Source organism: Bosea sp. 685 (genome assembly GCF_031884435.1).
GTDB lineage: Bacteria > Pseudomonadota > Alphaproteobacteria > Rhizobiales > Beijerinckiaceae > Allobosea.
In genome coordinates this window covers 5,443,005-5,459,983 of record NZ_CP134779.1, presented here as the reverse complement: position 1 = coordinate 5,459,983, position 16,979 = coordinate 5,443,005, and the positions used below count along the sequence as shown (strand labels likewise).

Genomic DNA, 16,979 nt, shown 5'->3' with positions numbered 1-16,979 from the left:
ATGACGGCGTGGTTCCGGGAGACACGGGACAAGCGAGAGCACTCCTCCCACGTCCTCCCCTAGGTTTGCCTTCTCGTCACGCGTCGTGAGGTGACGGCAGCCCGCGCTCGTGGTCACGGGTCCGCTCATAGACGGCGTCGAGATCCTGGCTCACCAGCATGACGGCGTCGTGGCCCAGCGGCTTGGCCTGGAGCGCTCCGTTGGTCAGCAGGAAGAGCTGCACCAGCGCCGACCGGCAGGCTTCGTTCAGGCTCAGGACCTGCGTCATCAGCCAGAGATCGTCGGGAAGGTCGAAATGCGCCGCGACGTCCAGCAGGGGGTGTAGCGCGGGTGCCGTTCCATCAGCGTCATTAGGGTCGCCAGCGCGTTTCCGAGGTCTTGCCGTTCCTCGGAGGACAAGGCCGAATAGGCGTGCTCGTCATACATGGTTGGTTCGCCTTTCCTCGATGATGCGCGGCCCATGCCGTCGGTCGACCAGGGTCGGGGCGGCGATCCGCTTGAAGGCGAGCGTGCTGCGCCAGGCCTCCTCCGTCACGCTGATCATCGTGCCGATGCAGGACATGCCGTCGATCATCGTCGGCAGGCCGAGCGGTTTGACCTCCCAGCCGAGCTCCAGGAAGCGCGGCATCCACCAGGTTTCCATCACGACGGTGATCGCGCTGAAGTTCTGCTCCAGGCAGTATTCGAGCATGCCGCCGAGGACGGTGTGCAGCACGGCGGATTCGTGGCCGCGATGCTCGGGAACCACGAAGATCCGCGTCCATTCGACGATGTCGGGGCCGCGCTGCAGGCCGCGGATATTGGCGAGGAACGGAAAGACGTCGCTCATCAGATGCGGGCAGAGCGTCGGCACGAGCCGGGAGCCCCCGATCACCTTGCCCTCCTTCAGCGCCAGCAGATAGACCGCGTCCTCCGTGTCGAACTGGTCGATCTCCCGGCCGTCGGGCCGCTCCAGCTCCATCCAGCGCCGCTCCTCGACATAGACGCGATGTCGGATGCGGAAATGTTCTTCGATCTGATCGGCATAGAGCCGGCGATTGGAGGCGTCGACGACGTGAATCATGTGCTCTTCCCCAGCAGCGTGAGGAAGAATCTTCTACCGATCCGCGCGGGGCGGAATCCCGGTTTTCCGGGAGTGCCGAAGTTTTCGCAGATCTATAGACTAAAGTCTGATCTCGCCGCGCAGATGCGCCTCGACCACCGTGCGCGTGCGGCCCCGGGCGCCGAGCTTGCGGGCGGCGTTCTGGTAATGCGCTTCGACGGTTCCCGCCCGGATATTGAGCGCCGCGGCGACGCCTTCGGTCGATTTGCCGACAGCCATCCAGGTCAGGACCTCGCGCTCCCGCACGGTGAGGCAATGGCCCCGATTGCCGCGTATGGCGGCCTCGGCCTTGGCATGGGCGTAGAGCGACATCAGGTGGATGGCGGAGCGGGACTGTCGCGACAGGTCGGGCTTGTCGCCGGCCATGGTGACGACGGCCTTGAAACCGTCCTCATTGTGGATCGGCACGCAGAAGCCATGGACCATCTTGAAGTCGCTGGCTCGCCGCATGATCTCCTGCTGGCGCGCGCTGGCGACCTCCTGGCGGTAGACCTCGGCCCAGACGAAAGGGTTAGCCGTGGTCTTGCAATGCGCTGCGATCGGGTCGTCATCGGCATAGTTCTGCCGGACATAGAGCTCGAACCAGCCATCGGGCCAGCCATTCAGCAGCACCAGCGGCGCGATCCTGTCGCCGGTCTCCGGCAGGCCGGTGATCAGGAAGGCGTGGAAGCCGAAGCTGGCGAGCTTGTCGCGCAGCGAGGTGATGATCGTCTGGGGGTCGTTGAGGCGCGTCAGCACATCGATGAAATCGAGCGCATCTCGTCCGGTGTCGAAGTGTTGTCCCGACATGAACGGTTCTCACTGGTCGTACTATAGCCGCATTGTTGCAGCGCGTTTCGGGGAGTCAATGCCTTCTGTGCAAGGCTGAGCCTCTATGCGGGACTGGTTCTGCGCGCAAGGCGCGCCGCGCAGCCATCTCCTCCTGCCATCTCCTGTCAGCTATGCGGCCCGCCATGCGCCTTGCCCTCTCGCGCTTGGGCGGCTTCCGTCCCATATTGCGGTCATGTCCAAGACCTCCGCTCCCAAGACCTCCGCTCCCAAGACCTCTGCTCCCAAGACTTCCGCGCCCAAGACTTCCGCGCCCAAGACTTCCGCGCCCGAGACCTCCGCCTCCGACGCCAAGACGAAGCCCGCGAAAAAGCCCGCCAGCGCGCGCACGCCCAATTCCAAGGCGACCAAGCCCGAGTTGAAGCCGCTGGAGGGTTATCTCGCCGACCTGCTCAACCCGGCGATCAACCGCGGCAACACCGTGCCCGGCGGCGCCTCCGGCTTCAGCGATCAGCCGCAGGCCGGTTACGAGCCGGAGTCCCGCCCCGGCGACAATGCGCCCAAGCGCAAGATCGGCAAGAAGGCCGATTCCGCCTTTGACGGTGTCGAGGGCGAGACCGCCGCGAGCCTGACGGCGCAATCGCTGCAGACGCTGCTCGAGACCGGCAGCCCCTTTATCGACCCCGGCAAGGCCTGGACGCCGCATCGCCCGCCGCGCCCGGACAAGTCGGAGGGCGGCATTCCGTTCCGCATGCAGTCCGATTTCGAGCCCGCCGGCGACCAGCCGACCGCGATCGCCGATCTGCTGGACGGCATCGGCAAGCAGGAGCGCGACCAGGTCCTGCTCGGCGTCACCGGCTCGGGCAAGACCTTCACCATGGCGAAGGTGATCGAATTGACGCAGCGTCCCGCCCTGATCCTGGCGCCGAACAAGACGCTGGCCGCGCAGCTCTATGGCGAGTTCAAGAGCTTCTTCCCCGACAACGCGGTCGAGTATTTCGTCTCCTATTACGATTACTACCAGCCTGAGGCCTATGTGCCGCGCTCGGACACCTTCATCGAGAAGGAAAGCTCGATCAACGAGCAGATCGACCGCATGCGCCATTCGGCGACGCGCTCGCTGTTGGAGCGCGACGACGTCATCATCGTCGCCTCGGTGTCCTGCATCTACGGCATCGGCTCGGTCGAGACCTATACGGCGATGACCTTCGGCATCAAGCTGGGCGAGAAGATCGAGCAGCGCCAGCTCATCGCGGATCTCGTCGCCCTGCAATACAAGCGCACGCTCGGCGATTTCGCCCGCGGCTCCTTCCGCGTGCGCGGCGACGTCATCGAACTCTTCCCGGCCCACTATGAGGACCGCGCCTGGCGCATCGGCCTGTTCGGCGACGAGGTCGAGCAGATCTCGGAGTTCGACCCGCTGACCGGCCAGAAGACCGCCGACCTCGAATTCGTCAAGGTCTACGGCAATTCGCACTACACCACGCCGCGCCCGACGCTGACCCAGGCCGTGAAGTCGATCAAGCAGGAGCTGCGCGGCCGCCTCGACGAGCTCAACAAGATGGGCCGCTATCTCGAGGCGCAGCGGCTCGACCAGCGCTGCACCTTCGACATCGAGATGATCGAGGCCACCGGCTCCTGCAACGGCATCGAGAACTATTCGCGCTATCTCACCGGCCGCAAGCCGGGCGAGCCGCCGCCGACCCTGTTCGAATACCTGCCCGACAATGCGCTGGTCTTCACCGACGAAAGCCACGTCACCGTGCCGCAGATCGGCGGCATGTATCGCGGAGACTTTCGGCGCAAGGCGACGCTGGCCGAATACGGCTTCCGCCTGCCCTCCTGCATGGACAACCGGCCGCTGCGCTTCGAGGAATGGGACGCGATGCGCCCGCAATCGGTGCACGTCTCGGCGACGCCCGGCAGCTGGGAGATGGACCGCACCGGCGGCGTCTTCACCGAGCAGGTCATCCGCCCCACGGGCCTGATCGATCCGCCGGTCGAAATCCGCCCCGCGAAACACCAGGTCGCCGACCTGCTCGACGAGATCAAGGAGGTCTCGGCCAAGGGCTACCGTACCTTGGTCACCGTGCTGACCAAGCGCATGGCCGAGGATCTGACCGAATACCTCCACGAGAACGGCGTGCGTGTCCGCTACATGCATTCCGATATCGACACGATCGAGCGCATCGAGATTCTGCGCGATCTCCGCCTTGGAGCGTTTGATGTTCTCGTTGGCATCAACCTGCTGCGCGAGGGCCTCGACATTCCCGAATGCGGCTTCGTCGCCATTTTGGACGCCGACAAGGAGGGTTTTCTGCGCTCCGAGACCTCATTGATCCAGACCATCGGCCGCGCCGCCCGCAATGTCGACGGCCGCGTCATCCTCTATGCTGACCACATCACCGGCTCGATGGAGCGGGCGATGGCCGAGACCTCGCGCCGCCGCGAGAAGCAGGAGGCCTACAACCTCGAACACGGCATCACGCCGCAATCGATCAAGCGCGCCATCGGCGACATTCTGGGCTCGGTCTATGAGCGCGACCATGTCACGGTCGATGCCGGCATGGGCACGCCGCTCGTCGGCCACAACTTCAAGGCAGCCCTGGCCGATCTCGAAAAGCGCATGCGCGAAGCCGCTGCCGACCTCGAATTCGAGACCGCCGCGCGCCTGCGCGACGAGATCAAGCGCCTCCAAGCGACCGAGCTCGCCATCTCCGACGACCCGCTCGCCCGCCAGGGCGACGTCGAAGCCTCAGCCGGCAAATACAAGGGCGAACGCTCCTATGGCGCCAACGCCAACCTGCCGACCCGGGCGCGCAAGCCGACCGATGCCGATATGGGCCCGCATAATTGGGGCGGGGGAGAAGCCAAGCCGGTGGCGCGACCGAAGAAGCCGACGCTCGACGAGATGGGGCCAAGGCCGGATTCGCGGCCGCTGGGGGCGGGAGAGGGAAATGCGAAGAGGCGGGGAAGGCGGTAGGGTCGGGAGTCTTTCCGCGCGCTTGCCGTCGTGCCCGCCACAAACGCGAGCATGAGTGGCGCGGGGAACCCTTCTCCCGGATGGGAGAAGGGCAGGGATGAGGGCCTGCCGCTGATTATTGGAGTGTGACTGCGCCGCAGCGCCTTCTATTGAGAGGGCACACCCTCATCCGCCCCTGCCGGGGCACCTTCTCCCATCCGGGAGAAGGAAGACGGCGTCGCGGCTCCTCCAAAACAAAAAGGCCCGGCCTTGCGGCCGAGCCCTCTATCGAAGCCGGGGCTTACCAGCGGTCGCGGCGGCCATGGGCCGGGGCCCAGGGTGGCGGGCCGCCACGATGGCGGCCATAGCCGCGACCGTCGCCGCGAAGGCCGCGCTGGGCCTGCATATCCTGGCGCCGCCGGATTTCCCACATGCGGTGGTCGCGGTTGTGCCTGGCATAGGTGATCTCGACCTTGTCGAGCGCGCTCGCGCCGGTGAAGCTCTCGCTTGCTGCCGCTGGTGTCGCGGCCGCCCCCAGCACAATGGCCGCGGCGATCAGAAAATGACGCATGAATTCCTCCTGGTTTTTCTTAATGCCGCAATAGAGCAGCTCAAGTTGAAACGGATGCTGAACGAAAAGGTTCGGTGCCGTTCATCTTTGTGGCGCGTCTTTCCTTCTCTCGGGAGAAGGTTGCGCAAAGCGCCGGATGGGGGGTGCTGTGAGCTTAGTCGCTGGCGCGTATTGGCTAGTCGGAGAAGGCACAGCGCCCCCTCATCCGTCAGCGCTTCGCGCTGCCACCTTCTCCCGCGAGAGGAGAAGGGGAGCGAGCCTCACGCCGCCAGGCCGCTCTCGACCTCGCTTGCCCGGGCGAGCGCCGCCTCCAGCTCGGCCAGCAGGGCCGGGCCGGACCAGGTCGGGCGCTCGGCGCTCGCTTCCGCCGCATGGATCAGCGCCACCAGGCATGCGTTCACCGGGGCCTTGCGACCATGGCGCGCGGCGAGGCGGACGATCTCGCCATTGATCCAGTCGATCTCGCTCGGCCGCCCGGCGGCGAGATCGTCCGACATCGAGGAGCGCGCCGTCGGGTCGATGGCGAGCATGCGGGCGGCCAGTCGGGCGAAGAGCCAGTCGGGCGTGTCGAGCAGGCGCGGGATCCAGTGCGCCGGCAGCGGCGTCAAACGGGCCGGGCGCAGGCCGGTTTCGTCGAGGAGCGCCAGCGCCTCCGCCTGGGCCAGCGCCAGGCAGCGCCGATAGGCCCGCAGTGAGAGCTCTTCGCGCAGCGGCCGATCCGCCAGTGCGTTGACGGCATTGTTGAGGTTGAGGAGCAGCTTGGCCCATTGCACCGGCAGCATGTCGCGGTGCTGCTCCAGCGGCAGGCCCGCAGTGGCGAAGGCCGGCAGGAAAGGCGCCAGCGCCGCATTCTCGGCGATGGCGAGCTCGCCCGCTGAAGCCTGGTGGAAGGCGCCCGGACCGGGCGAGACCACGTTGAACGGCACCATGCCGGCGAGAACGGTCCGGCCGGGCAGGGCGGCGCGCAGCGTCTCGGCATGGCCGAGCCCGTTCTGGAAGCTCACCACCACCGCGCCCGGCCGCAACACCTGGGCGAGCTCCGCCGCGACCGTGCCCGTCGCCGTCGATTTCACCGTGACCAGCACGAGATCGGCCGAGGCGGCGCCCTCCGGCCCGGTTGCCACGCTGATGCCTGCTGGCGGAACGCGCCAGCGCCCTTCGCGGAGATCCGTCAGCGTCAGCCCATGCTCGGCCAGTTCGCCGGCGCTGCGCGTACGGCCGACGAAGCCGAGATCGGCCCCGGCCGCCAGCAGCCGCCCGCCGAGATAGCAGCCGATCGCACCGGCACCGTAGACGCAAATCCTGGCCATGCGTTCCCCGCCCGCTGCGCGATGATAGCCGTTTCCGGGGAGCGGGCGCTACGCCTCCGGCCCGCCCTCGATCTCGCTGGCCCAGGCCAGCGCCGCGTCGAACTCCGCTGGCTTGAAGCATTTCACCTCGACATGCGGGATGATCGGGTTGGCGATCGCCGCGAAGCTCTCGATCCAGCCCTTGTCGGTGACCACCGCCTCGCGCGGAAAGCGCTTCAATCGTCGCAGCATGCTAAGCCCATAGCGCGCGTCCTTGAGCCCGGCCCGGAAGGTCATGTCCTCGAAGCCGGTCAGATCGGCCAGGAGGCCGAGCTTTTCGTGGCGGGACAGCCTGCGCTCGAGATCGCCGACGACGCCGTCGAGATCGGCCTCCGTCAGCGTGCCCGTCAGGCGATAAGCGGCGACATGGTCCGGCGCGGCGAGAATTTCGAACATGATGGCCTCCCCAAGAGATGAGGGAAACGCGCCGGCGCGCGAGAGGTTGCGTCGCGATCACCAAGGAAAGGGCGGCGCGTTTTCGACAATATTTCAAGATCGACATCGTGCGATGAAGAAAGAAAGCAATAAGTCGAAATCCAGATAAAAACGCTATCTCCATGTTCCGGTGTGGAATTCAGCTTTCGAATGAGAACGTTTTCCTCTGGATCTTAGAATTAATGGAACGAAATTCTCGCCGAATTGTTCTTTCCGATATGAGCCATTCGGTTCATCAGGGAGAAAAATCATGTTCAAAACCACCCTTACGCTTGCGGCTCTCGGCTTCGCGCTCGCTCTGTCGCCGGTTCAGGCGCAGACCACGATGCCCGCGACACCTGCGGCGCCGGTGACCTGCACCCAGGCCGAGTTGACCAAGCTGGATACCGACGCGTCCAAGCTGACGGACGCGACCAAGAAGACCGCGGCCACGAAGGAAATGACCATGGCCAAGGAGATGATGGCCAAGAAGGACATGAAGGGCTGCACCACCCACATGGACAACGCCATGAAGATGATGCCCAGCAAGAGCTGAGCCCGGGGCGAGCCCCGCTAGAGCATTTTCGAGCGAAGTGGATACCGGTTCGCGTGAAGAAAACGCGTTAAAGCCAAGAGCTAGAGCAATTTAACGATCCGATTGGATCGGAAGTTGGTCTAGCGGCTCGCCGGCACATATCCAGAAAGCGTCCCGCGATTGCTCGCGGGGCGCTTTTTTCTGTGCTTCAGCATCGCTCTGCCGTCATGGTCGGGCTTGATCCGGGCATCTCGGAAATGGCGGAGCACGCCTTTCCCTTCTCCCGCATCAAAGTCGGCAACAGCCGACTTTGATGCGGGAGAAGGGTAGCGAGCGTCGCGGCCTTAATGTGCCGGAGGTTGTGTGAGGCGAGATCATATTTTCCCGATGAATACGGTCCCGGCAATTATCATAGCATCAGTGATTGACCCCCGCTCCGGGCAGGCGCTTCCTTGAGCCCGGCATCCAAGCCGCAAGCTCATAAGACGAGCTCATAAGGGGACAAGAAATGGCACGTTACGGGAGAGTTCTGGTCGGGTTCCTGCTGGCGATCGGCCTGTCATATGGCGGGCAGGCGCAGGCCCAGACCCTGAAGGCGATCAAGGCGCGCGGCGTCCTGAATTGCGGCATCGGCACCGGGCTCGCAGGCTTCGGTCTCGCCGATGCGGGCGGCACCTGGAAGGGCGTCAATATCGATTTCTGCAGCGGGCTCGCCGCCGCGATCTTCGACGACGCCAGCAAGGTCAAGTTCGTCTCGCTCTCGTCCAAGGACCGCTTCACCGCGCTGCAATCGGGCGAGAGCGACCTGATCGCGGCGACGACGACCTGGACGATGAGCCGCGACACCATCCTCGGCCTGAATTTCCGGGCGGTGTTCTATTATGACGGCCAGGGCTTCATGGTGAAGAAGGCCCTGAACATCAAATCGGCCCGCGAGCTCAGCGGCGCCTCGATCTGCATCCAGCAGGGCACCACGACCGAGCTCAACACCGCCGATTATTTCCGCAAGAACAATCTGAAGTTCGAGCCGGTGACCTTCGCCACCAACAACGAGGCGACCGAGGCTTATGAGAGCGGCCGCTGCGACGTCTTCACCACCGACCAGTCCGGCCTCTATGCCGAGCGGCTGCGCTTCAAGGACCCGTCCGAGCATGTCGTGCTGCCGGAGACGATCTCGAAGGAGCCGCTCGCCTATGCCGTGCGCCATGGCGACGACCAGTGGTTCGATATCGTCAGCTGGGTCCAGTACGCGCTGGTCACGGCCGAGGAGCTCGAGGTGACGCAGGCCAATGTCGACGAGATGCGCAAATCGACCAATCCCGACATCCGCCGCCTGCTCGGCGTCGAGGGCTCCTTTGGCCAGGCGCTCGGCCTCGGCAATGACTGGGCCTATAAGGTGATCAAGACCGCCGGCAATTACGGCGAGGTCTTCGAGCGCCATCTCGGCAAGTCGTCGCCACTGAAGATCGCGCGCGGGCAGAACGCGCTCTGGACCAATGGCGGGCTGCAATACGCCCCGCCGATCCGCTGAGAAATCCGGCTCTGGCCAGTATCCGGCTCTGGCCAGTATCAGCGTAGTGCATCGGCCCGAAAAGCGGGAAACGGCTTTCGGGCCGATGCGACATCAAAGCGCTACTTCAACGCGGCCACGATCATCAGGAAGACCAGCACCAGCGCGATCTGTTTCAGGCTCCAGTTCAGGCGCCTCAGCGCCTCGGTGACCGTCTCCTCCGGCTCGTCCTCAGCTGGCGCAAGCGGGGCGGCGGCCGCGCTCCAGGCGATGCGCTCGACCAGGCCGCGCGCCGGGGCGCTGCCCTCATCGTCGGGGTCCGGCCCGAGCCGCCAGGCGACGCGGCGCTCGGCAGGCGTGTCGCGCTCCGCCTCGTCGAGCCAGAGGCTCGTGGTGGCGACGAGGGAAAGCCGCCCGGCGCGGCCAGCCTCGACGTCCTGCTTCAGAGCTGAAAAGATCTCTTCGGGCAGCCAGAGCGTGGCGTGATAGCCCGGCTCCTCCTGGCCATACGCCAGCACGAGCAGCATGCGCGCCGCAGTGCCGCCCTCGGGCAAGGGGCGAATCGCCAGCGGCATCTCGCCGGCTTCCTCGCTGAGGCCGGCCCGGCCGAGGCCGTCCTCGGGCAGCCTTGCCTGCGCGGCGATCCGGCCGTCATTGGCCAGCGCGCCGTCGCGCAGCGCATAGCCCGAAAGCGCGGTAAGCCCGCTCGCCTCCACAGTCAGCCGGCGCGCCGGGGCCTGCACGAAGTGGCCGGGTACGCCGGCGATGATCATCCGGCCATCCGTGACCGTTGCGCGCTGCGCTGTCGACAAATCCATGGGGCTCCGCGCCGTGTTCGCGGGCGAGGATAGAGCATTGCGCGAAAAAGTGGGTACCGGTTTTCGGGACAAGCCCATGCAGGATCAAAGTGCATCGGCCCGAAAAGCGGGAACCGGTATTCGGCCTGATGCTGCAGCAAATCGCTGCTGACCAAATCGCTGCTGACCAAATCGCTGCTGACATTGTCGCGCCATCTCATCGGGCTATGGTCGCGGGAAAGACAAGACCAAGAACAGCAAGACCAAGGAGAACACCATGTCGGACGAGCTTGTGCTCTATACCAACCCGATGTCGCGCGGCCGGATCGCGCGCTGGATGCTGGAGGAGGTGGGGGTGCCCTATCGCGCCGAGATCCTGGGTTTCGGCCCGCCGATGAAGGGGGCGTATAAGGCGGTCAACCCGATGGGCAAGGTGCCGGCGCTGCAGCATGGCGACATGGTCGTCACCGAATGCGCCGCGATCTGCGCCTATCTCGCCGACGCCTTCCCGCAGGCCGGCCTCGCGCCCGAGCCGGGCAGCAAGCTGCGCGGACCCTATTACCGTTGGCTGTTCTTCGGCGCGGGGCCGACGGAGGCGGCGGTGAGCAACAAGGCGCTCGGTTTCGAGGTGCCCGCCGACAAGGCCCGGATGATCGGCTATGGCAGCTTCGCCGACGTCATGGACACGCTGGAGCAGGCCGTGACGGCGGGCGAATACCTGCTGGGCGAGCGTTTCAGCGCGGCCGATGTCTATCTCGGCTCGCAGATCCTCTGGGGTTTGCAATTCGGCTCGATCGAGAAGCGCCCGGCCTTCGAGGCCTATGGCAAGCGCATCTCCGGTCGTCCGGCGGCGCTGCGGGCCGACGCGATCGACGATGCCCTGATCGCCGAGCAGCGCAAGCAGGCCTGAAGCGTTTTCGAGCGAAGCGGGCACTGGTTCACGTGAAGAAAACGCGTTGAGACAAAAGCGTTTTCGAGCGAAGTGGACACCGGTTCGCGTGAAGAAAACGCGTTAGGACACAAGCGTTTTCGAGCGAAGTGGGCACCGGTTCGCGTGAAGAAAACGCGTTAGGACAAAGCAGCTGAAGCCATTGAACGATCCAGCGGGATCGTTCAATGGCTTCAGCGCGCTTCCCGCTCGGTGCATGACGCGCTGTAGCAAAGCCGGGTTGTCCCGCATTGGCGGAGGGCATAAAACTTGGCCCTTAAGGGGCAATTGAGCTTTTCCAAATCCGCCGTCGCGCGGAATGCCCCGCACAGGCTGACATGACCGCAATCGCAGATCCCGCCCTGCCGCGCCACGGCATGAGCTTCCGTTCCTTCGTGACGCTGACCGCCGCCCTGATGGCAGTGAACGCGCTCGCGATCGATTCGATGCTGCCGGCTTTGCCCGAAATGGCCGAGACGCTCGGCATCATGGAGGCAAACCACCGGCAATGGATCGTCACCGCCTATCTGCTCGGCTTCGGCGTCGCGCAGATCGTCTACGGCACGCTGTCGGACCGTTTCGGCCGCAGGCCCGTGCTGCTCTTCGGGCTCGGGCTCTATGTGCTGGCAAGCATCGCGGCGGCCTTCGCCGGCTCCTTCGAGGCGATGATGTGGGCGCGCGTCGTTCAGGGCATCGGCGCGGCGGCGACGCGCGTGCTTGCGGTCTCGATCGTGCGCGACTGCTATTCCGGCCGTGACATGGCTCGGGTGATGTCGCTCGCCATGATCGTCTTCCTGGCGGTGCCGATTCTCGCGCCTTCGATCGGCCAGGCCATCCTCTGGGTCGCGCCCTGGCGCTGGATCTTTGGCGTGCTGACGATTTTCGCCGCCTCGGTGATGCTCTGGGCTGCGTTCAGATTGCCCGAGACGCTGCATGAGGAGGATCGCAAGCCGATCGAGCTCCACAGCGTCGTCGCCGCCTTCCGCACCACGCTGACGACGCGCGTCGCTGTCGGCTACATGTCGGCCATGGCCTTCGTCATCGGCGGGCTGTTTGGCTTCATCAACTCGGCCCAGCAGGTCTTCGTCGACGTCTTCGCGGCGCCGCAGCTCTTCACCATCATCTTCGCGCTGATCGCGGGCTTCATGGCGGTGGCCTCGCTGGTGAATTCACGCATCGTCGTGCGGCTCGGCATGCGCCGGGTCTCGCATGCCGCGCTGCTGGGCTATATCGCCTTCACCGGCACGCATGCGCTGGTCGCGCTGGCGGGCCATGAAACGCTCTGGTCCTTCACCATCTTCCAGGCCGGAGCGATGTTCTGTTTCGGCCTGCTCGCGCCGAATTTCGGCGCGCTCGCCATGGACCCGCTCGGCCATGTCGCGGGCACGGCCTCCTCGGTGCAGGGCTTCGTCACCACGGCCGGTGGCGCGCTGATCGGCTTTTATATCGGCCAGCATTTCGACGGCACGGTGGTGCCGCTGACGCTGGGCTTCTCGCTGTGCGGATTGGTCGCGCTGGGGATCGTGCTGGTGGCCGAGAAAGGCCGGCTGTTTCGGCCGGCGCCAGGTCGCAGCTAACAACTAACAACAAGCCGCAGCGGAAAATTGGGCCATTGGGGCTGGCCTTTGCCCTTCGACCGCCGCCTCTTGGCGACGGGCATGCCGGGAATCGTCTTCAGTCCTGGTAGATAGATAGAGATTCGCATTGGCTCGGGAAGCGACGCCGCCGATCGGCCTCCCGTCTAGGGGTTGTCTCACGCAGTCTTGAGATTGACCGCCGAGGACTTGCCGGTCTTGCGATCGGCCTCGAGATCGTAGCTGATCTTCTGACCTTCGTTCAGGCCGCGCATGCCAGAGCGCTCGACCGCGCTGATATGCACGAAAACATCGCTGCCGCCCTGATCAGGCGTGATGAATCCGTAGCCCTTGGTTTCGTTGAACCATTTCACGGTACCCGTGCTCACGTGCTGTTCCTTCAGTCTCAGTTCAGGTCGGCTCATGCCGGCCCGGCCTTACTGTAGGGGGCAATCCGCTATGGTTGCAATGATGCGCCGCAAAACGCCCTTGCGCCGGTCTTTGCGATGTCGCAGATGCAGCCCCGTCCCGAGAGTCGAGGCCCTTGCCCCGCAGGCCCCGCTCCCGCATGAACGGCAGCGGAAATATCCGAAGGAGCCCCGAGCCATGACGAATTACGTGATCGATCCGCCTGCCGTCACCGCGGTGCCGGTCGCCGGCGGCGGGCTCTTCCCCGTGCGCCGGGTCTTCTGCGTCGGCAGGAACTATGCCGAACATACCCGCGAGATGGGCGGCGATCCCGATCGGGAGGAGCCGTTCTTCTTCACCAAGCCGGCCGACGCGCTGCTGATCAACGGCGCCGACATGCCCTATCCGACCAAGACCAAGGACCTGCACCACGAGATGGAGCTGGTCGTGGCGATCGGCACCGGCGGGCATGACATCCCCGAGGCAGAGGCGCTGAACCATGTCTATGGCTATGCCGCCGGGCTCGACATGACACGGCGCGACCTGCAGGCCGCCGCCAAGAAGACCGGTAAGCCCTGGGACATGAGCAAGGGCTTCGACCTTTCCGGGCCGATCGGCGAGATCGCTCCCGCGAGCCATGTCGGCCATCCCAGCGCCGGCAAGATCGAGCTCGTCGTCAATGGCGTGCCTCGCCAGAGCTCGGACCTCGCCAAGATGATCTGGAGCGTGCCTGAGACGATCGCCTATCTCTCGGGCCTCGTCGTGCTCGCGCCCGGCGACCTGATCTTCACCGGCACGCCCGAGGGCGTCGCGGCGGTGGTCAAGGGCGACGTGCTGGAAGGCGAGATCGCCGGCGTCGGCAGCGTGCGCACTAGGATCGTCTAGCCTCACGAACCTCAGCGTCATCCCGGACAAGCTGCGTTAGCAGCGCCGATCCGGGATCCATCGTATAGTTCAGTTTCCTATGATGGATCCCGGATCTCCGCTTCGCTACGTCCGGGATGACGGGGAGTGTGTCATCAGCGTTAGTTCCCCAGAGCCAATTGGACGAAAGCCAAAATCATGAGCCTGACCCCCGACGCCAGCGGCGTCTTCCCGATCGCGCCGACGCCGTTCAATCCCGACGGTACGATCGACTGGACCTCGACCGAGCGCCTGTTCGAATTCTACGATCGAATCGGCTCGGACGGCACGACGGTGCTCGGCATCATGGGCGAGGCGCCCAAGCTCGAGCCGGAGGAATCGGTCCGCATCGTCAAGATCGCCGTGGCCAAGATGCCGGGCAAGCCGGTCATCGTCGGCGTCTCCGCGCCGGGATTCGCCGCCATGCGCTCGCTGGCGCGCCAGTCGATGGAGCTCGGCGCGGCCGGCGTGATGATCGCGCCGCCGCCATCCCTGCGCACCGACGACCAGATCACCGGCTATTATGCCCAGGCCATCGAGGCGATCGGCACCGACATCCCCTTCGTCATCCAGGACTACCCGCTGACGCTCTCGGTGATCATGACGCCGGCAGTGATCCGCAAGATCGTCATGGACCACCCCTCCTGCGTGATGCTGAAGCATGAGGACTGGCCGGGGCTGGAGAAGATCTCGACCCTGCGCAAGTTCCAGGCAGAGGGCTCGCTGCGGCCGATCTCGATCCTGACCGGCAATGGCGGCATGTTCCTCGATTTCGAGATGGAGCGCGGCGCCGACGGCGCGATGACCGGATACGCTTTCCCGGAATTGCTGATCGATGTGGTCAAGCTGCAGAAGGCCGGCCAACGTGACGCCGCCCACGACATCTTCGACGCGCATCTGCCGCTGCTGCGCTATGAGCAGCAGCTCGGCGTCGGCCTCGCCGTGCGCAAATACACCATGATGAAGCGCGGCATCCTCGCCAGCGACGCCCAGCGCAAGCCGGGCTCGTCGATCTCGGCCAAGGCGAAGACCGAGGTCGACTACCTGCTGGCGCGCGTCGCCAAGACCGATCCGCGCGCCAAGGTGTGAAGTTCCAGCCGTCATGCTCGCCCTTGTGGCGAGCGTCCACGTCTTGAACACGGACCTCGATCAGTGAAGACGTGGATGGTCGGGACAAGCCCGACCATGACGGTTCGGTTTTGCCTCAATGCGTATGGGCGCTGGGGTCGGCGGCCTTGGCGCCCATGGCCTCGACCTTGAACGCGACCTCGACCGTGCCGGCCTTCTCGAAGGTCAGCACGCCCTTGAGCATCTCGTTCTGCTTCAGCGGCTGCTTCAGATCCATGAACATGATGTGGTAGCCGCCGGGCTTGAACTCGACCTTGGCGCCGGGCGCGATCGCAAGCCCGTTTTCGAGCGGCCGCATGGTCATGATGCCGTCGACAACAGCCATCTCGTGCATTTCGACGCTGTCCGCGAAGGGCACGGAGATCGAGACCAGCCGATCGGGCGTCGATCCCGTATTCTCGATCGAGAGATAGCCGCCGCCGACCTTCGCGCCTGCGGGCGTGGCGCGCGACCAGGGATAGCCGATCTTGAGCGGGCCGGCCTGGTATTCATGGGCGAAGGCGGCGGCGCTGCTCAGTGTCAGCGCGACGGCCGCGAGCATGTGCATGATTTTGTTCATCGAAAAATCCTGAATGGCTGCATCGACCATGCCCGGGCGGGCAGGGGATGCGAAACGGCAGGGCGGCCTAGAGCATTGTGCGAAAAAGTGGGTACCGGTTTTTCGCAAGAGCAATGCTCTCGACTTTTAGCGCCTGCCTGGAATGAAAGCGGGATAGGAGCCGTCAGAGACGGAGGAGGGCCGCCGCCGGCGGCGCGCGCGATTGCGGCAGGCCGAACGCGGCCATGCGCGGCGGCGCTGGGATGGTGGTTTGAACGGCAGGCGCCTGAACGGCCAACCTGACGATCATGCCGTGTAGGGTTGGCGCCGAGCCGGCGATCACCGGATTGACCGGGCAGCCCTTGCAATGCGTCAGCTCGCCGCCAGGCTCCGGCGCGTCAGGCCCGGGAGCGCTTAGTCCGGAGCAGAGCCGCGCGCCGTCGAGGTCGGGATGGGCAAGCGCGGCGGAAGGCGCCAGTCCCGTAGCCAGCACCGCCAGCGCATAGGCGACGGCGAGCCAGGCTCCGAGCGCGGAGCGGCGCAGTCGCGCTAGCAGGGGGGCGAGAGCCGGCATATCGGGCAAATGCACCCGCATCCTCGCACCCGTCAAGCCGCGCGCTGTCGCAGCCCCTGGCATGGCGTCCCGGCGAAGGATTTTTCGCTAAGACGCCGCATACGGGAAAATTCGTTTCTCCCGCCTCGTTTCTTTAAAAGAACGATTGGGTTGACAAAGAGGATATCTCCGGCCAAATTATGGCTCGTCATCGGGCTTGGTTCGATGGCCGCGGGGATTTGAGCGAGCAGCTTGCGCCGCGTCACCAAACGCTAAAGCGCCACGACGAGGTCGTGGGCTCCGGTTATGAGGAGAAGACCATGGCCATGCCGACCGTTCGACCTGACGAACCCCGCCTCGCCCGCGATATGGGCTGTTGTCGACGCTGATCCTGCGCTGAAGGCCGGCTCACCGGCTCTCTTCCATCCGTCAGATGTCCATCGAACGCCGCAAGAGCGGCGGAGGCAGAACCATGTCACACACGCAATCCAGTCACGGCCAGCAGAGTCAGGGCTCTCAAGTCCAGGCCCCGCAAATCCGGGCCTCTCAGGCTTATGTCATCGAGGTCGGCGAGACCCAGGCGGGTCTGGTCAACCGCCGTCCCGATGAGCGCTATTTCACCTTCATCGCCGCGTCCGCCGCCTTCCATGCGCTCGAAGGCCATCGCTTCGCCACGCCGGGTGCGGCCGAACTCGCCGCCCGTCAACTCGCCGCTCCGCGCCGCCACAGCGCGACGCGGCTGGCAGCCTGACGAGGCCGCGATGGGGCCGCTCGCCTTTCTCTGGCGCTGGCTGTCGTCCTGGTTCGCCAGGGCGGTGCCTGCGCAGACAGGTTGCGATCCCGCGGCTGATGAGGCCCTGCGCCAATCCATTCATGATGTGACGCACGAACAGCTCGGCATTGCCCACTGGTCCTGCCACACCCATTTCTGAGGCCATG

Annotated in this window: 20 protein-coding genes; 9 read left to right on the top strand and 11 right to left on the bottom strand. The window is 65.1% G+C overall.

Features of this window, described 5'->3' with window-relative positions; all coding sequences use genetic code 11:
• Positions 1-76 precede the first annotated feature (76 nt).
• From RMR04_RS26785 to RMR04_RS26770, 4 genes are all read right to left on the bottom strand, one after another.
• On the bottom strand, positions 77-268 hold the full coding sequence (locus RMR04_RS26785) for a hypothetical protein (RefSeq protein WP_311911571.1): 192 nt from the start codon (positions 266-268) through the stop codon (positions 77-79).
• Positions 268-426 (bottom strand): hypothetical protein, encoded by a 159-nt coding sequence (locus RMR04_RS26780; protein WP_311911570.1) that lies wholly within the window; start codon positions 424-426, stop codon positions 268-270. The genes RMR04_RS26785 and RMR04_RS26780 overlap by 1 nt, the downstream gene beginning before the upstream one ends.
• The gene (locus RMR04_RS26775; RefSeq protein WP_311911569.1) at positions 419-1,063 is read right to left on the bottom strand and encodes an acyl-homoserine-lactone synthase; all 645 of its coding nucleotides are present in this window, start codon (positions 1,061-1,063) and stop codon (positions 419-421) included. Before RMR04_RS26775 ends, RMR04_RS26780 begins: the two co-directional genes overlap by 8 nt.
• Before the next feature lie 99 nt (positions 1,064-1,162).
• Complete coding sequence (locus RMR04_RS26770; protein WP_311911568.1) at positions 1,163-1,891, bottom strand: helix-turn-helix transcriptional regulator; 729 nt, start codon at positions 1,889-1,891, stop codon at positions 1,163-1,165.
• Positions 1,892-2,105: 214 nt separating this feature from the next.
• On the opposite strand from RMR04_RS26770, the gene uvrB reads away from it, so the two are divergent.
• Positions 2,106-4,853, top strand: a complete 2,748-nt coding sequence (uvrB, locus tag RMR04_RS26765) for an excinuclease ABC subunit UvrB (RefSeq protein WP_311911567.1) — start codon at positions 2,106-2,108, stop codon at positions 4,851-4,853.
• Positions 4,854-5,133: 280 nt separating this feature from the next.
• On the opposite strand, the gene RMR04_RS26760 is transcribed toward uvrB, so the two are convergent.
• The 3 genes from RMR04_RS26760 to RMR04_RS26750 all read right to left on the bottom strand — a co-directional run bounded on the left by RMR04_RS26760 (position 5,134) and on the right by RMR04_RS26750 (position 7,148).
• Positions 5,134-5,403, bottom strand: coding sequence for a hypothetical protein (locus RMR04_RS26760; RefSeq protein WP_311911566.1), 270 nt, complete (start codon positions 5,401-5,403; stop codon positions 5,134-5,136).
• Positions 5,404-5,663: 260 nt separating this feature from the next.
• Positions 5,664-6,713 (bottom strand): 2-dehydropantoate 2-reductase, encoded by a 1,050-nt coding sequence (locus tag RMR04_RS26755; RefSeq protein ID WP_311911565.1) that lies wholly within the window; start codon positions 6,711-6,713, stop codon positions 5,664-5,666.
• Between the two features lie 48 nt (positions 6,714-6,761).
• Positions 6,762-7,148: a SpoIIAA family protein gene (locus RMR04_RS26750; protein WP_311911564.1), complete on the bottom strand. Its 387-nt coding sequence runs from the start codon at positions 7,146-7,148 to the stop codon at positions 6,762-6,764.
• A 289-nt stretch (positions 7,149-7,437) separates the two neighbouring features.
• Here RMR04_RS26750 and RMR04_RS26745 point away from each other — a divergent pair, with 289 nt between their 5' ends.
• Together RMR04_RS26745 and RMR04_RS26740 are read left to right on the top strand one after the other, a co-directional pair.
• Positions 7,438-7,722 carry a hypothetical protein gene (locus tag RMR04_RS26745; protein ID WP_311911563.1) on the top strand — a complete coding sequence of 95 codons (285 nt, stop codon included), beginning with the start codon at positions 7,438-7,440 and terminating at the stop codon, positions 7,720-7,722.
• A gap of 487 nt (positions 7,723-8,209) precedes the next feature.
• Positions 8,210-9,232 carry an amino acid ABC transporter substrate-binding protein gene (locus tag RMR04_RS26740; protein ID WP_311911562.1) on the top strand — a complete coding sequence of 341 codons (1,023 nt, stop codon included), beginning with the start codon at positions 8,210-8,212 and terminating at the stop codon, positions 9,230-9,232.
• 101 nt (positions 9,233-9,333) lie between these two features.
• Here RMR04_RS26740 and RMR04_RS26735 read toward each other — a convergent pair whose 3' ends face one another.
• The gene (locus tag RMR04_RS26735; RefSeq protein WP_311911561.1) at positions 9,334-10,029 is read right to left on the bottom strand and encodes a hypothetical protein; all 696 of its coding nucleotides are present in this window, start codon (positions 10,027-10,029) and stop codon (positions 9,334-9,336) included.
• Positions 10,030-10,285: 256 nt separating this feature from the next.
• On the opposite strand from RMR04_RS26735, the gene RMR04_RS26730 reads away from it, so the two are divergent.
• Together RMR04_RS26730 and RMR04_RS26725 are read left to right on the top strand one after the other, a co-directional pair.
• Positions 10,286-10,918, top strand: coding sequence for a glutathione S-transferase family protein (locus RMR04_RS26730; RefSeq protein ID WP_311911560.1), 633 nt, complete (start codon positions 10,286-10,288; stop codon positions 10,916-10,918).
• A 356-nt stretch (positions 10,919-11,274) separates the two neighbouring features.
• On the top strand, positions 11,275-12,513 hold the full coding sequence (locus tag RMR04_RS26725; RefSeq protein WP_311911559.1) for a multidrug effflux MFS transporter: 1,239 nt from the start codon (positions 11,275-11,277) through the stop codon (positions 12,511-12,513).
• 176 nt (positions 12,514-12,689) lie between these two features.
• Here RMR04_RS26725 and RMR04_RS26720 read toward each other — a convergent pair whose 3' ends face one another.
• The gene (locus RMR04_RS26720; RefSeq protein ID WP_054210450.1) at positions 12,690-12,899 is read right to left on the bottom strand and encodes a cold-shock protein; all 210 of its coding nucleotides are present in this window, start codon (positions 12,897-12,899) and stop codon (positions 12,690-12,692) included.
• Between the two features lie 217 nt (positions 12,900-13,116).
• Here RMR04_RS26720 and RMR04_RS26715 point away from each other — a divergent pair, with 217 nt between their 5' ends.
• Positions 13,117-13,803, top strand: a complete 687-nt coding sequence (locus tag RMR04_RS26715; RefSeq protein ID WP_311911558.1) for a fumarylacetoacetate hydrolase family protein — start codon at positions 13,117-13,119, stop codon at positions 13,801-13,803.
• Positions 13,804-13,980: 177 nt separating this feature from the next.
• The gene (locus RMR04_RS26710) at positions 13,981-14,910 is read left to right on the top strand and encodes a dihydrodipicolinate synthase family protein (RefSeq protein WP_311911557.1); all 930 of its coding nucleotides are present in this window, start codon (positions 13,981-13,983) and stop codon (positions 14,908-14,910) included.
• Positions 14,911-15,025: 115 nt separating this feature from the next.
• On the opposite strand, the gene RMR04_RS26705 is transcribed toward RMR04_RS26710, so the two are convergent.
• Positions 15,026-15,508, bottom strand: coding sequence for a copper chaperone PCu(A)C (locus tag RMR04_RS26705; protein ID WP_311911556.1), 483 nt, complete (start codon positions 15,506-15,508; stop codon positions 15,026-15,028).
• A gap of 163 nt (positions 15,509-15,671) precedes the next feature.
• The gene (locus RMR04_RS26700; protein ID WP_311911555.1) at positions 15,672-16,076 is read right to left on the bottom strand and encodes a hypothetical protein; all 405 of its coding nucleotides are present in this window, start codon (positions 16,074-16,076) and stop codon (positions 15,672-15,674) included.
• A gap of 436 nt (positions 16,077-16,512) precedes the next feature.
• Between RMR04_RS26700 and RMR04_RS26695 the strand changes: the two genes are divergently transcribed.
• Both RMR04_RS26695 and RMR04_RS26690 read left to right on the top strand, forming a co-directional pair.
• Positions 16,513-16,791 (top strand): hypothetical protein, encoded by a 279-nt coding sequence (locus tag RMR04_RS26695; RefSeq protein WP_311911554.1) that lies wholly within the window; start codon positions 16,513-16,515, stop codon positions 16,789-16,791.
• 10 nt (positions 16,792-16,801) lie between these two features.
• The gene (locus tag RMR04_RS26690) at positions 16,802-16,972 is read left to right on the top strand and encodes a hypothetical protein (RefSeq protein WP_311911553.1); all 171 of its coding nucleotides are present in this window, start codon (positions 16,802-16,804) and stop codon (positions 16,970-16,972) included.
• The last annotated feature ends 7 nt before the right edge of the window (positions 16,973-16,979 follow it).